The organism is uncultured Leptotrichia sp. (assembly GCF_938036635.1).
Classification (GTDB): Bacteria; Fusobacteriota; Fusobacteriia; order Fusobacteriales; family Leptotrichiaceae; genus Leptotrichia; species Leptotrichia hongkongensis.
Genome location: NZ_CALHQO010000552.1, coordinates 1 through 1,359 on the forward strand (window position 1 = coordinate 1; position 1,359 = coordinate 1,359).

Below are 1,359 nucleotides of genomic sequence, written 5' to 3' on the forward strand. Positions count from 1 at the left end.
ACTGTGCGGCTTCAAATAAGTTTGGAGTAACAACAGTTGCGTAAGGCAATAAATGATTTTTCATGGCAATTACATTTTCTGGGAAAAGATTTTCAGTAGAACCGCTGCTCACTTTACACACCATAACGGGATCTATAACAACTGGATTTTTACAATTTTTTAAAATAGAACCTACATATTCAATAATTTCAACTGTAGGAAGCATGCCAGTTTTTAATGCATCCACTCCAATTCCATTTACAACAGTATCAATCTGCTCTTTTATAACATTCAGTTCAATTGGAAAAACTTTGTGAGCCCAGCTATTTCTAGGATCCATTGTAACAATAACTGTCAGAGCGTTCATTCCATACACTCCTCTTTCCTGAAACGTTTTCAGATCCGCCTGTATGCCAGCTCCTCCGCTTGTATCAGATCCTGCAATTGTCAATACTTTTTTTATAGACATTTTGCTACCTCCTATTTTATATTTTTTTATTAAATTATCTTGCAAATTCAATATTTTTCATAATTTCTTTTGCTATTTCAGGTTTATTCATTGTATAAATATGAATTCCTTTAATTCCATAAGCTAATAATTCTATAATTTGTTCACTTGCATACATTATTCCAGCTTTTTTCACAGATTCTGGATTATCTCCATATTTTTCCAATAATTTATCTAATTTCTGAGGAACAGAACATTTTGAAAGTTCTATAATTCTTTTTATTTGTTTTGCATTTGTAACTGGCATAATTCCAGCAACTAAAGGTACTTTTATATCTAGTTTTTCTGCTTTTTCCTTAAATTTTATAAAAATATCATTATCAAAGAACATTTGAGAAGTTAAAAAATCTGTCCCAGCTTCAACTTTATTCTTCAAATGAAACAGGTCAACCAAATCATTATTTTCATAGTGAGTTTCTGGATAAAATGCACCACCAATTGAAAAATCATCAAATTCACTATTTTTTCTTAAGTCACTAATAAGTTCAGAAGCATACTTATAATCGCCTTTGTTATAAATATCTTCTGTTTCTCCTTGCGGAACATCTCCACGAAGTGCCAAAATATTTTTTACATTCTTACTTTTTGCTTCCTGCAAATAATCGTGAATTTCATTTTTCTTACTTCCAACACAAGTCAAATGAGCTAAAACTTCTGTTTTCAAATTATTTTTAATGTGAGAAGCCATTTCAATAGTCCCACCTTTAGTCTGCCCTCCTGCACCGTATGTAACGCTAATAAAATCAGGCTTGCATTCAACCAGTTCAGCCGTCACCTCTTTTAATTTCTCATGTGAAAAATTTTTGTTTGGTGGAAAAATCTCAAAAGAAACAAGATGTTCCTTCTGTTCAAACATATCTTTTATTTTCATC

2 protein-coding genes are annotated in these 1,359 nt (G+C 31.3%); both read right to left on the reverse strand.

The genetic code is table 11. The features are described from left to right. A partial coding sequence (locus tag Q0370_RS11135) for a bifunctional hydroxymethylpyrimidine kinase/phosphomethylpyrimidine kinase (RefSeq protein WP_299575718.1) occupies window positions 1–448 on the reverse strand: 448 nt, incomplete at its 3' end. Between the two features lie 34 nt (window positions 449–482). Continuing rightward, window positions 483–1,358: a methylenetetrahydrofolate reductase [NAD(P)H] gene (gene metF / locus Q0370_RS11140; protein WP_299575720.1), complete on the reverse strand. Its 876-nt coding sequence runs from the start codon at window positions 1,356–1,358 to the stop codon at window positions 483–485. Window position 1,359: the final 1 nt, after the last annotated feature.